The sequence below is a fragment of the Streptococcus sp. SM5 genome, assembly GCF_027497975.1.
This window is the reverse complement of the sequence record NZ_JAJNSC010000022.1, coordinates 1-14,610: the sequence shown is the minus strand read 5'-3', so window position 1 is coordinate 14,610 and position 14,610 is coordinate 1. Positions and strand designations below refer to the sequence as shown.

Here is a 14,610-nt window from a genome sequence, read left to right as displayed (position 1 = left end):
GGAGTATTTTTCGAATAAGAAATGTAAACGCTTACGAAGATTGGTGAAAGGAATCAGGAGTTAATGGATAAACGATTTTTTGAAAAACGATGTACATACAGCATTCGTAAATTTGCACTAGGTGCTGCTTCAGTTATGATTGGGGCTAGTTTTTTTGCTACGGCTCCAGTATTGGCTAACACACCAACAGTTGGCTCAACAGATAATTTGCCAAGTGAGCTGGCTGATTTGGATAAAAAAGCGAGCGATAATGGACGGGAGTTCGATAAGGAAGCTGCAGCAGCAAATCCAGGTTCTGCTGAAACAACGGATGGACCAAAAACTGAAGAAGAGTTACTAGCTCTTGAAAAGGAAAACAAAGAAACTACTGACAAGTTGCCGAAAGAATTAGAAGGTAAAGTTGAAAAAGCTACTGATAATGGTAAAGAGGTAAATAAAGATCAATTAGCACAAGATACTGGTAGTCTAGTTCCTGAAGATGTTGCCAAAACAAAAAATGGAGAATTGAACTATGGCGCTACTGTTAAGATTAAGACTCCATCAGGAGAAGGTAGTGGTATTGTCATTGGTAAGGATCTTGTTTTGACTGTTTCTCACAACTTTATCAAGGATCAACAAGATGGAAATATCCGTAAAGTTGTGGATAATGATAAAGGGGATGGCGATATTTTTAGTATATCCTACCCTGGTTTAGATGATGTAAAATTTAGTAAAAAAGATGTGATTCACTGGGATAGAGATGGTTATCTAAAGGGCTATAAGAACGATTTGGCTCTTGTGAGATTGCGTACAGTTCTTGAAAATGCTCCTGTTGAAGTTACTGAAAAGCCAGTTGTTAAGAAAGTTGGGGATAAAGTCAATATGTTTGGCTATCCTGCTGGTAAGTTGGCGCCAGTTATTAACACTGCTGTGGATTTTGCTGAATCTTATGGTGAAGGTGTTCAAGGAGTTGGTTATCAAGGTGGACAACCAGGTGCTAGCGGTGGCGGTATCTTTGACACGGATGGTAAATTGATTGGCGTTCATCAAAATGGTGTGGTCGGTGTCCGTAGTGGAGGGATCCTTTTCTCTCCAGCTCAATTAAAATGGATTCAAGATCATATTAAGGGAATCTCTAGTTCAAAACCAGCGAATTTAGAGGAAACTGAAAAACCAGTTGAAGAAAAGCCAAAAGCAGATAAGCCGAAAGAAGAAAAACCAGCGACAGCTAAGCCAGAGACACCAAAGGAAGTCACTCCTGAATGGCAAACTGTAGCAAGAAAAGAACAGCAAGGGACTGTTGCTATTCGTGAAGAAAATGGTGTTCGTTACAATAAGTTATCTTCAACAGATCAAAATGACAATGCTAGCAAACCAGCTTTGTTTGAAAAGCAAGGATTGACTGTGGATGCGAATGGGAATGCGAATGTAGATCTCACTTTCAAAGAAGAATCTGAAACAGGCAAATCACGTTTTGGTGTTTTCTTGAAATTTAAAGATACAAATAATAATGTCTTTGTTGGATATGACAAAGAAGGTTGGTTCTGGGAATATAAGACACCAGGTAATAGCACATGGTATCAGGGAGGCCGTGTTGCAGCTCCAGTAAATGGCTCAGTGAATCATCTGACTATTAGCTTAAAATCAGATGGTCAGCTGAATGCAACAAATAATGATGTAAAGCTTTTTGATACGGTTACTTTGCCAGCTGCTGTTAATGAAAATCTTAAAAATGAAAAGAAAATCTTACTTAAAGCTGGTACATATGGTACTGAAAAGACAGTTGTAAATATTAAGACTGACAATCAGGATGGAGTTCAAAATACTGAAGCTACTGCTGAAAAAGAAACTGGTGCGGTAGTAGATGACAGTAAAGTGACTTATGATACTATCCAATCTAAAGTACTAAAAGCGGTGATTGACCAAGCCTTTCCACGTGTTAAGGAATACACGCTGAATGGCCATACTTTGCCTGGACAGGTTCAACAGTTCAATAAAGTATTTATCAATAACCATAAAATCACCCCTGAGGTTACTTATAAGAAAATCAATGAAACAACTGCAGAATATGAAATGAAACTCCGTGATGAGGCTAATCTTATCAATGCGGATATGACAGTTCGTCTGCAAGTTGTGGACAATCAATTACATTTTGATGTAACTAAGATTGTCAACCACAATCAAGTCACTCCAGGTCAAAAGATTGACGATGAAAGAAAATTACTCTCTACTATTAGTTTCCTCGGGAATGCTTTAGTATCTGTTTCTAGTGAGCAAGCTGGTGCTAAGTTTGATGGGGCAACTATGTCAAACAATACGCATGTCAGCGGGGATGATCATATTGAAGTAACCAATCCAATGAAGGATTTGGCTAAGGGTTACATGTATGGATTTGTTTCTACAGATAAGCTTGCTGCAGGTGTTTGGAGTAATTCTCAAAACAGTTACGGTGGTGGCTCTAATGACTGGACCCGTTTGACGGCTTATAAAGAAACCGTTGGAAATGCCAACTATGTCGGAATTCATAGTTCTGAGTGGCAATGGGAAAAAGCTTATAAGGGTATTGTCTTCCCAGAGTACACTAAAGAACTTCCAAGTGCTAAGGTTGTGATTACTGAAGATGCTAATGCGGATAAAAAAGTGGACTGGCAAGATGGTGCCATTGCTTATCGTAGTATCATGAACAACCCTCAAGGCTGGGGAAAAGTCAAGGATATCACAGCTTACCGTATCGCGATGAACTTTGGTTCTCAAGCACAAAATCCATTCCTTATGACCTTGGATGGTATCAAGAAGATCAATCTCCATACAGATGGTCTTGGACAAGGTGTTCTCCTCAAAGGTTATGGTAGTGAAGGTCATGACTCAGGCCATTTGAACTATGCTGATATTGGTAAACGTATTGGTGGTGTCGAAGATTTCAAGGCTTTGATTGAGAAAGCGAAGAAATATGGAGCTCATCTAGGTATCCACGTCAACGCTTCTGAAACTTATCCTGAGTCTAAATACTTTAACGAAAATATTCTTCGTAAGAATCCAGATGGAAGCTATAGTTATGGTTGGAACTGGCTAGACCAAGGTATTAACATTGATGCTGCCTATGATTTGGCGCATGGTCGCTTAGCTCGCTGGGAAGAATTGAAAAACAAACTTGGTGAAGGTCTCGACTTTATCTATGTGGACGTTTGGGGCAATGGCCAATCAGGTGATAACGGTGCCTGGGCTACTCACGTTCTTGCAAAAGAAATTAACAAACAAGGCTGGCGCTTTGCGATCGAGTGGGGTCATGGTGGTGAATACGACTCTACCTTCCAACACTGGGCAGCTGACTTGACCTATGGTGGCTACACTAATAAAGGTATCAACAGTGCCATCACGCGCTTTATCCGCAACCACCAAAAAGATTCTTGGGTTGGGGATTACAGAAGTTACGGTGGTGCAGCGAACTATCCACTTCTAGGTGGCTACAGCATGAAAGACTTTGAAGGTTGGCAAGGAAGAAGTGACTACAATGGCTATGTAACCAACTTATTTGCTCATGATGTCATGACCAAGTACTTCCAACACTTCACTGTAAGTAAATGGGAAAATGGTACACCAGTCACCATGTCTGATAACGGTAGCACTTATAAGTGGACTCCAGAAATGCGAGTGGAATTGGTAGATGCTGATAATAACAAAGTTGTTGTGACTCGTAAGTCAAATGATGTCAATAGCCCGCAATACCGTGAACGTACAGTGACTCTCAATGGACGTGTCATCCAAGATGGTTCAGCTTACTTGACTCCATGGAACTGGGATGCAAATGGTAAGAAACTTGCTAGTGATAAGGAAAAGATGTACTACTTCAATACGCAAGCTGGTGCAACAACTTGGACGCTTCCTAGCGATTGGGCAAAGAGTAAGGTTTATCTTTACAAGCTAACTGACCAAGGTAAGACAGAAGAGCAAGAATTAACTGTAAAAGATGGCAAGATTACCCTTGATCTTACTGCAAATCAACCATACGTTCTCTACCGTTCAAAACAAACCAATCCTGAAATGTCATGGAGCGAAGGCATGCACATCTATGACCAAGGATTTAACAGTGGAACTTTGAAACACTGGACTATTTCTGGTGATGTTTCTAAGGCAGAAATTGTCAAATCACAAGGCGCAAATGAAATGCTTCGTATCCAAGGCAATAAGAGCACAGTCAGCCTTACTCAGAAACTGACTGGCTTGAAACCAAATACTAAGTATGCCGTTTATGTCGGTGTTGATAATCGTAGTAATGCTAAGGCAAGTATCACAGTAAATACTGGTGAAAAAGAAGTGACTAGCTATACCAATAAGTCACTAGCTCTTAACTATGTCAAGGCCTATGCCCATAATACTCGTCGTGACAATGCTACAGTTGATGATACAAGTTACTTCCAAAACATGTATGCCTTCTTTACAACGGGTTCAGATGTATCAAATGTCACTCTTACTTTGAGTCGTGAAGCTGGTGATGAAGCAACTTACTTTGATGAAATTCGTACCTTTGAAAACAATTCAAGTATGTACGGAGATAATCATGATACAGCTAAAGGAACATTTAAACAAGACTTTGAAAATGTCGCTCAAGGTATTTTCCCATTTGTAATTGGTGGTATCGAAGGAGTTGAGGATAATCGTACTCACTTATCTGAAAAACATGATCCATATACACAACGTGATTGGAATGGTAAGAAAGTCGATGATGTTATCGAAGGAAATTGGTCATTGAAGACAAATGGGCTAGTTAGCCGTCGTAACTTGGTTTACCAAACAATTCCTCAAAACTTCCGTTTTGAAGCTGGTAAGACTTATCGTGTAACCTTTGAATACGAAGCAGGCTCTGACAATACCTATGCCTTTGTAGTCGGTAAGGGAGAATTCCAGTCAGGTCGTCGCGGTAATCAAGCAAGCAATTTGGAAATGCATGAACTACCAAATACTTGGACAGATTCTAAGAAAGCCAAGAAGGTAACCTTCCTCGTAACAGGTGCAGAAACAGGCGATACTTGGGTGGGTATCTACTCAACTGGTAACGCAAGCAATACTCGTGGAGATTCTGGTGGAAATGCTAACTTCCGTGGTTACAACGACTTCATCATGGATAAACTTCAAATCGAGGAAATCACTCTAACTGGTAAGATGTTGACAGAAAATGCTCTGAAGAACTACTTGCCAACGGTTGCTATGACCAACTATACTAAGGAATCTATGGATGCCTTGAAGGAAGCTGTCTTTAACCTCAGTCAAGCAGATGATGACATTAGCGTGGAAGAAGCGCGTGCTGAGATTGCTAAGATTGACGCTCTGAAGAATGCCTTGGTACAAAAGAAAACAGCCTTGGTAGCAGAAGACTTTGAAAGTCTAAATGCTCCAGCGCAAGCGGGAGAAGATTTAGCCAATGCCTTTGATGGTAACTTATCAAGTCTATGGCATACGTCTTGGAATGGTGGAGATGTTGGTAAACCTGCAACTATGGTCTTGAAAGAAGCGACGGAAATCACAGGCTTCCGTTATGTACCACGCGGATCAGGATCAAATGGTAATTTGCGAGATGTGAAACTGGTTGTGACAGATGAGTCTGGTAAAGAACATACTTTCACTGCAACTGATTGGCCAGATAACAATAAACCAAAAGATATTGACTTTGGTAAGACAATTAAGGCTAAGAAAATTGTTTTGACAGGTACCAAGTCTTATGGAGATGGTGGGGATAAATATCAAGCCGCTGCTGAGTTGATCTTTAGTCGTCCACAGGTGGCAGAAACAGCTCTTGATTTGTCAGGTTATGAAACAGCTTTAGCGAAAGCTCAAAAATTGACCAGCAAAGAAAATCAAGAGGAAGTAGCAAGTGTAGTAGCTAGCATGAAATATGCTACGGATAACCATCTCTTGACTGAAAGAATGGTTGCCTATTTTGCAGAATATCTCAACCAACTACAAGATCAGACTGTGAAACCAGATGCTCCTACAAGTAGCAAAGGTGAGGAGGCAGCACCAATTCTTGAATTGCCTGAGTATAAAGGCCCGCTTGGAACAGCAGGTGAAGAAGCAGCACCAATTCTTGATGTACCTGAGTATAAAGGACCAGTTGGAACAGCAGGTGAAGAAGCAGCTGTCAATGAAGTTCTGGAATACAAAGGTGGCGCCAATGCAGTAGAGGCCTTAGTTCATGAATTGCCAGAATATAAAGGTGGCGCTAATGCAGTAGAAGCAGCTGTCAATGAAGTTCCAGAATACAAAGGTGGCGCCAATGCAGTAGAGGCCTTAGTTCATGAATTGCCAGAATACAAAGGCGGAGCTAATGCAGTAGAAGCTTTGGTAAACGAAAAGCCAGCCTACACAGGACTATTGGCTACAGCAGGCGATCAAGCAGCACCAACTATTGAAAAACCTGAGTATCGGATTAGTCAATTGGGTCAAGGAAAACTTGCAGAATCTAAAACTTCAGTTTCAACAGAAGAGCAGAAGAGATTGCCAGAAACGGGAGAAAGCCAATCGGATACAGCTATCTTCCTAGCTAGCGTCGGTCTTGCCTTATCTGCTGCTGTCCTTGCGACAAAACGAAAAGAAAATTAAAGAAGACTGAATTTTATAACTTACAGGAACTAGAATTCAGACAGAAATAACTTAGTTGGAGAGAACCTCTAGGTTCTCTCCATTTTCAAATGGAAAATGAGACCGCTTACTGTAATAAGTGGGAGAAAGGAATAGGAGAAAGATGGATAGACATTTTTTTGAAAGACGCTGTCACTATAGTATTCGAAAATTTGCAATTGGTGCAGCCTCTGTAATGATCGGTGCTAGTATCTTTGGTGCAAATGTAGTGCAAGCTGCAGAGACAGTTGGAACACCTGAGAAAGAAGGAACAATCACACAAGCTCAGCCTTTAGACAAGTTGCCAGATGATTTAGCAGCTGTTTTAAAGAAAGCTGAATCAGAAGCGACGGCAGATACAGGTCATGATGAAAATCATGAAAATACTGCAGGAACAAGTCCTGCAGCAACTGAAGAAACAAGCCCAGCAACAACTCCAACAGCTCCCAAACCAGCTGAGACTCTGAAGCCGGTTGAAACACCAAAAGCAGATTCTAAACCTGTAGAACCAGCTACACCTACAATCAAACCGGTTGAAAATCAAATTGAAGATAGAGAAGATCGTAACCACTTAGAAGGTGTCACTGTCCAAGCAAACGACTCAGAAACTGGAACTCCTTTTACTGCTGACAAGGCAGTAGATGGGGATCCTGATACTCGTTGGGCAACAAATCCAAATATTAACAAACCAACTTTCGAATTAACTCTTCCAAAAACTACACTTATTAGGCATGTAGAGATTGATTGGGATCGCCGTGTCCGCAAGGGACAAAATGATCCAAATATCAAATCTTGGAGCCTCTACTATGCAGGTCAAGATGATGTAAATGCTAGTGGAGAAAAACAATGGAAACTAGCTCATACCAAGACTGGAGAACCTGTTTTAGATGAGAAAGTTGACTTAGCCAATAGTATTCAAGCTAAATATCTCAAGTTAGAAATCAATGACTATCAAGCGGGCACAATGGGCTGGAGAAACGTTGGTATTCAAGAAATTCGAGCTTATTCGAATATCCCTGATCCAACTAAAGTGACAGATATTCGCCAAGTTACGGAATTGACAGTCGCTAAGGATGGACAATCTTTAGTACTTCCAACTTTACCAGGAAAAGTCAGTCTTATAGGTAGCAACAAACAAGGTGTGATTGACCTTCAAAATCACATTTATAAGCCTCTGACTGATCAACGCGTTAAGGTTATGGTAGAGCAAATTAAAGATTCACATACCTTTACTAAAGAATTTGAAGTAGTCATCAAGGGGCTACATCAGGACGAAGGTGTAGGTGTCAAACCAAAAGTAGCACCAGCTGTTCAACAATGGTATGGAAAAGAAGGTCAATCTTCTATCACTTCAGATACAGTTCTTGCGACAGGAGATTCAGGCTTTGATCAGGCTGCAACCTTCTACCAGTCAGACCTTGCAAGCCGTGGATTGGAACTTGCGACAGGTGATAAGCAGGCTCAAAAACGAATTGAATTTAAAAAAGTTGAAAATAAGGGGTATGGTAAGGAAGGTTATGGCATCACTATTCAAGATGGTGTCATTACCATCGAAGCTGCAACGAACACAGGCGCCTTCTACGCCACTCGTACTCTTCTTCAAATGGGGGAAAGCAATCTCCAAAATGGAGAAATTCGTGATTTCCCAAGTTTCAGCCACCGTGGCTTTATGCTAGATACAGGTCGTAAATTTATTCCTTATGACACCCTTGTAGACATCATGCTCAACATGGCTTACTACAAGATGAACGACTTGCAGTTGCACCTCAACGATAACTATATCTTCCTAAAAGAGCACTTAGCAGGTAAGAACCTAACACAAGAAGAAGAGCTTAAGTACGTTCTAGAACATGCTAAGACAGGTTTCCGTGTAGAGACAGATATTGTCGGTAAGAATGGTCAAAAATTAACATCAGATGAGCACTATACTAAAGAAGAGATGCAAAATCTGATTAAACTTGCTAAGGCCTTGCATATCAATCTAGTACCTGAAATTGACACACCAGGTCATGCTCTGTCATTTGTCAAAGTTCGTCCAGACCTCATGTATCAAGGTAGCCTGAGCGATTACAGAGGTAAACATAATGTAGAGCGAGTAGCCATGCTCGATCTAGATAATAAATACGATGAAACGCTGGCTTTTGTCAAATCAGTTTATGACAAACTTCTTGATGGTCCAGATGCACCACTTCATGGGGTGTCTACTGTTCATATCGGAACGGATGAATACTACGGAAGCAGAGAAAGCTATCGTCGTTATGTCAATGACCTTATTAAATACATTAAAGGGAAAGGCTATACACCTCGTATTTGGGGGTCGCTTAGTGCGAAACGAGGTAAAACAGCGGTTGATTGGAAAGATGTAGAAGTTGATATCTGGAGTATTGGCTGGCAGCAACCAAAAGAAGCTATTGCTCAGGGAGCTAAGATTATCAACATAACAGATATTCCAACCTATAGTGTACCAAATGGTGATAATCGTCAAACAGCTTATGGTGACTATGCTAACTATGAAACACAATACAATAGGTGGACACCAAATGATTTCCGAACAGGTCATGGTCCACTTCTAGAAGCATCAAATCCAAATGTAATTGGTGGTGGCCACGCAGTTTGGAATGACAATATTGATCTTCATGAGACAGGTTTGACATCTTATGATATCTTCAAACGCTTCTTCAAGAGCATGCAAACCACTGCAGAACGCACCTGGGGATCTGACCGTGCAGCTGCGACCTTTGCAGAACGCACCCTACCAACGAGCCCTTATGCGCCACAGTCAAATCCTGATAAAGAGATTGATCAAAGTGATTTGTTTACTATCAATCCTGAAACAGTGGAAAACTATGCAAGTAAGAAAGTAAAAGCATCTGATCAAGGTTTAGCATTTGATAAAGACAGTAGTATTGAAGGCCTGGCTGGTGATGTTGGTCCAAGTCATGTCTTGAAGTTTGATGTAACTGTCACTGGAGACGGTGAACAAACCTTCTCAACAAGTGGAGACAACCGTATCTATCTAGCTGATAAAGACGGCTATCTTGCTTATCAATTTGAACAGTTCCATATCCAGTTCAAGAAAAAACTCGAAAAGAATAAACGTTATCAAATCTCTATCGTGACCAAACCACAATCAACGGAATTCTATGTGGATGGTGAGAAGATTGAACGTATCGCGAATCCAGCTTACCCTCGCTTTGCTCACAATAGCTTGGTTCTACCGCTTGAAAGCATCGGTGGGTTCAAAGGAATTTTACATAGTGCAGAGTTGACAGATAAACCATTTGTAAATCCTCGTTTGATTCCAACAGATCATTTCACAGTTTCTGCAACTAGTCAAGAAACACCAGGAACAGCGACTGAAGGAGTTGTTGAAAAAGCCTTTGACAATGATCCGAATACATTCTGGCATACTAAATGGACTGGTGATACTGCTCCGTACACTCTTTCCATGACTTTGAAAGAAGCAGAAAAAGTCAATGGTTTGACTTATCTCCCACGTCCAGGTGGTGGAAATGGAGTCGTTACTCGCTACGAAATCTACGCACAAAAAGATGGCCAAATGGTCAAGGTTTCAGAAGGAAACTGGGACAACAACGCTCAAGAAAAAACAGTCAACTTTGCTCCTGTTCAGACTAACAAGGTTGAGTTGAAAGTTCTATCAGGTGTTGGGGGCTTTGCAAGTGCAGCTGAAGTTCATCTATTGAAACCTATCAAAGAGGGACAAGAGACATCAGAACCAGAACAACCATCTACACCTGAAACTCCAAAAGTCGAGCAAACAGGTGATGGAACAGTTGAATTGGCGGATCAATTTACTGCAAGTAAACCAGCTAGTGAAGACAGCATTGCAGCTGCTAGCAAGAGCGCAGACTATCTCAAGAAAGAGTACAAAGTTTTCCCAACTCCACAAAAAGTGACTTATGGAGAAGGAGTCACAGCCCTTCGTAAGCAAGTCAATCTGGTTATGGGCAATCAACTCGATATTTATACTCGCAATCGCTTGAAGAGTGTCTTGCAGGACAATCAAGTATCCTATACTACTAGTAAATCAGCAGTTGCTGGCGCAACTAATATTTATCTTGGAGTGCATGGACAAGGTTCACAAGCAGAGCAAAATATGTCCAAGGTTTCAGCAGGTCTCTTTGACAAGATTGATGCCTATGCCTTGACCATCAAGGATAATTCGATTTCTATCGTCGGAAAAGACACAGATGCAGTCTTCTATAGTTTGACAACCTTGAAACACATGCTCAAAGAAAGTCAAGTTCCAGTTCTTCGCAATGTGACAGTGGAAGATTACGCTGAAATCAAGAACCGTGGTTTCATCGAAGGTTACTATGGAAATCCATGGTCTAATGCAGATCGTGCTGAACTCATGCGTTTTGGTGGCGATTTGAAATTGACCCAATACTTCTTCGCACCAAAAGATGATCCATACCACAACAAGAAATGGCGTGAACTTTACCCAGAAGAAAAACTAGCTGAAATTCGTGAACTTGCTCGCGTCGGAAATCAAAGTAAAACTCGCTATGTTTGGACCATTCATCCATTCATGAACAACCGTATCCGCTTTGGTAATGAAGCGCATTACCAAGAAGATTTGGCAACCATCAAGGCTAAATTTACTCAGTTGATGAAAGTGGGTGTCCGTGAATTTGGTATTCTAGCCGATGATGCACCAAGCCCAGTTGGAGGCTATAATAGCTACAACCGCTTGATGCAGGATATGACCAACTGGTTGACAGAAATGCAAGGAACTTATAGTGGACTTCGCAAAGAAATGATCTTTGTTCCAGGTCAGTATTGGGGTAATGGACGTGAAGCAGAGTTGAAATCTCTAAATGAAAATCTCCCAAGTTCAACCTCTATGACCTTGACGGGTGGTAAGATTTGGGGTGAAGTTTCTGAAGGCTTCCTATCAACTCTCAAGAACAATCTAACTGCAGGTGGTAAGACTTATCGTCCAGTATCACTTTGGGTGAACTGGCCAGTTACAGATAACTCTAAACAACACTTGATTCTAGGTGGTGGTGAGAAATTCCTTCATCCGAATGTAGATCCAAGCTTGCTGTCTGGGATCATGTTGAATCCAATGCAACAGTCTGAACCATCTAAGATTGCCCTCTTTGCTGGAGCTCAATATACATGGAAACAGTGGAAGTCAGAAGAAGAAGCTAAGAAACTCAATGACATTGCCTTCAACTTTGTTGAAAATGGTCATTTTGAAGATAGCAAGGTATCAGCAGCCTTCCGCGAACTTGGTAAGCATATGATTAACCAAAACATGGATGGTCGTGTCGTTAAACTAGAAGAATCAGTTGAATTAGCTCCAAAATTGACAGACTTCATGACTAAGCTCAAAGCGGGTCAGGATGTAACTGCAGAACGTGCAACCTTGCGTGCAGAATTTGCCAAGATTAAAGAAGCGGCTGAACTTTATAAAGCATCAGGTGATAAAAAAATGGTTGCACAGATCCACTATTGGTTGGATAATGCAATCGACCAAATGAATGCCCTTGATGCCTTCCTAACAGGAACAGAGGCTATGGCTACAAATGATGCAGCCAAACTTTGGGATAGCTACTATAAAGGTTTGAAATTGTACGAACAGTCTCAAACTCATACCTTCCATTATGTAGACCATCTTGAAAAGGCTGAATTGGGTGTTCAACATATCCGTCCATTTATCCTATCCTTGAAAGAAGTTCTAGCTTCTGAAGTTCAAAAAGTCTTGCATCCAGATCAAATCATCAGCACCTTTATTACCAATCGAACAGGTGTAGAAGGTGGTTTGGCAGAAGTAACGGATGGTGACTTGGCAACTCATGCTTTGATTAAATCACCAAATAGTATTAAGACAGGTGATTATATCGGTATGAAATTTAACAAACCGGTAGATATCCAAACATTGACCTTTGCTATGGGAACTCAGGCAAATCCACGTGATACCTTTAGTAAGGCTGAAGTGCAGTATCAAGATGAAAAAGATAATTGGGTAAGTTTGAAAGAACCAACTTATGTTGGTAATGAGTCACTTGTTCAGTTTGAAAATCTTAACATCAAAGCTAAAGCAGTGCGTATGATTGCTACAGAAGATCGTGATGACACCTGGTTTGCAGTTCGCGAGATTGCAGTAAATCGTCCAGTAGAGAACGCTCGTAAACAACAAACTGCTACAATTAGCCTCAGCTCAAATCTAGTTTATAAATTGAGAACATCAGCAAGTCAAATTACTGATGGTAAAGATAATACAGAAGCTATGATGGCAAATGCTGACGGCAGCAATACGACTCCAGTAGATGCCTGGGCACAACTTGACCTAGGTGAAGTCAAGTCAGTCACTAAAGTTCGTCTTCGCCAAGGAACTGGCGATAAACTTGCCGCAGGTGTACTTGAGTACTCTACAGATGGATCTGCATGGCAAGAGTTAGATCGCCTATCAGGAGAACAAACTAAGGAAGTGACTAGAGCTATCAATGCTCGTTACATCCGAGTACGCAATACCAAGGCAAGTGACCTTTGGTGGCGTATCCAAGACTTCTCTGTTGAGACACGTTCTGGAAATAGCGATTTAACAGACACCAACGTGGATGCCTTGAAGGAAACACCAGTAGTGGATAGCTTGGGCAGTTACGAGCTTCAAATTCCAGCTGGAACTAAACTTCCTGCTCATAGCTATTTAGGTATGAAGCTTGACCGAATCCATCAAGTCAAGAGCATCCAGCTCCAAGGCCAGGCCAACCCAGCCCTAAGTCTAGAGTACTCTGTAAATGCGCAAGAATGGACACCAGCTAGTCAGCTGACAGACAGATCTGTCGCAACCCACTTGGTACGTTATGTTCGTCTTGTTAATAAAACAGACCAAGAACAGGCTGTTCCATCAACTTCTCTCCTTGTAACGACTAAAGAAGTGCAACCAACCAAACTAGAATCTACAACTATGGGCATTCATCCAACATATGGAAGTAATGATGTTCGTAAGATTAATAACCTCGATCAATTGTTTGATGGTGTGTACAACAACTTCGTTGAGTTTTCAGACTATGCCCATAAAGATGGCCATGTAACCTTGAAACTTGGTAGCGAACGCACTATCAAGAAGATCAGAGCCTACATCCAAGACGGAACTCAAAACTATCTTCGTGATGGTAAAATCCAAGTCAGCCAAGACGGTAAAACTTGGACAGATGTTGTGACAGTAGGAGATGGTGTGGCTAATAGCCAACACGATGATTCATTGACAGATGGTTGGACACATGATTCTAAGATGCCAGGAAATCGTTACATCGAGGGTGAATTGACAACACCAGTCAAAGCAAACTATCTTCGTGTCCTCTATACAGCTGATTATGATGCTCGTTTTGTAGGCTTTACAGAATTGGTGATCAATGATGGCGAATTTGTCAAACCAATCAATGATCCAACTGTAGAAGGAAATGGTGGCGAAAGCCGAGGCAACTTCTATACTAATCTCGTAGATGGAAAAGTCTTGACTAGCTATAAGGCGGAAAATGATAAGGGTGAAATGGTTTACCACTTGTCAGAACCAACCAATGCCAACCATCTTCGTCTTGTTTCAAGCCTTCCTGAAGGAGCGAAAGCACGAGTTCAAGCGAGAACACTTAAGGATGGTCAAGAAAGTTGGACAGATCTTGGTGCTATTACATCTAGTCTCCAAACCTTTGCTATCCGAAATAGTGGTTCTCTTCTAGATGTTAAACTGGTCTGGGAAGGTGGCAAGGCTGAGTTTTATGAATTGGCGAGCTTCTATCAAGAATTGACAGAAGAACCGGTTCAATCAAGCAAGGGTGAAGAACCAGCACCAGTGCTTGAGGTACCTGAATTTACAGGTGGTGTAAATGCAGTTGAAGCCTTGGTACATGAGCTTCCAGCTTATACAGGTCCAGTATCAACTGTAGGCGACCAAGCCGCTCCAACAGTAGAGAAACCAGAGTTCAAGGGTGGTGTCAATGCAGTTATGGCCTTGAAACATGAGCTACCAGCTTATACAGGCCC

2 protein-coding genes are annotated in these 14,610 nt (G+C 41.4%); both read left to right on the top strand.

The window, feature by feature from the left end; genetic code table 11:
* The first annotated feature begins 63 nt into the window (after nt 1–63).
* On the top strand, nt 64–6,576 hold the full coding sequence (locus PAN07_RS13825) for a SpGH101 family endo-alpha-N-acetylgalactosaminidase (protein ID WP_269798145.1): 6,513 nt from the start codon (nt 64–66) through the stop codon (nt 6,574–6,576).
* A 142-nt stretch (nt 6,577–6,718) separates the two neighbouring features.
* The coding region (locus PAN07_RS13820) for an SIALI-17 repeat-containing surface protein (RefSeq protein WP_269798144.1) at nt 6,719–14,610 on the top strand (7,892 nt) is incomplete at its 3' end.

What these genes read in the sequence shown, in the direction of transcription:
- PAN07_RS13825 (WP_269798145.1), top strand. Translation starts at nt 64, where the DNA reads ATGGATAAACGATTTTTTGAAAAACGATGTACATACAGCATTCGTAAA.